Source organism: Pseudoruegeria sp. SK021 (assembly GCF_002119405.1).
Lineage (GTDB): Bacteria > Pseudomonadota > Alphaproteobacteria > Rhodobacterales > Rhodobacteraceae > Meridianimarinicoccus.
In genome coordinates this window covers 1-329 of record NZ_MTBG01000144.1, presented here as the reverse complement: position 1 = coordinate 329, position 329 = coordinate 1, and the positions used below count along the sequence as shown (strand labels likewise).

Annotated in this window: 1 protein-coding gene; it reads right to left on the bottom strand. The window is 57.4% G+C overall.

Annotated features, from left to right (window positions below):
• Positions 1-15: 15 nt before the first annotated feature.
• On the bottom strand, positions 16-329 hold a 314-nt coding region (locus tag BV911_RS18985), incomplete at its 5' end, for a hypothetical protein (RefSeq protein WP_240512378.1).

Genomic DNA, 329 nt, shown 5'->3' with positions numbered 1-329 from the left:
GTAACCGCTCGATTTCTACCGCGGCCCATTTTCCTTGACGCGGGCGATGATGTCGGGATTGGCTACGAAGTCCTCGAGAAAGCCGCGCCATGCATCGGGTGAGCGACGTGCGTCGTGGAGCATGTCTTTCAGTTCGTCGATGCCATCATCGGTCAGGGCGGTGATGCCTTCTTCGCTTCCGGTGTGAATGCTGATGATGGCACCGTAGCTGAGATTGTCGTCGTTCTCGACAATGGCTTCCAGCATTTCGAGGTCCTCGCCCAGCATCTTCGCAACGTGTTCGATGGTGCAGATATGCGTTATGGCGGCCATTACGCAGCCTCGGCCTG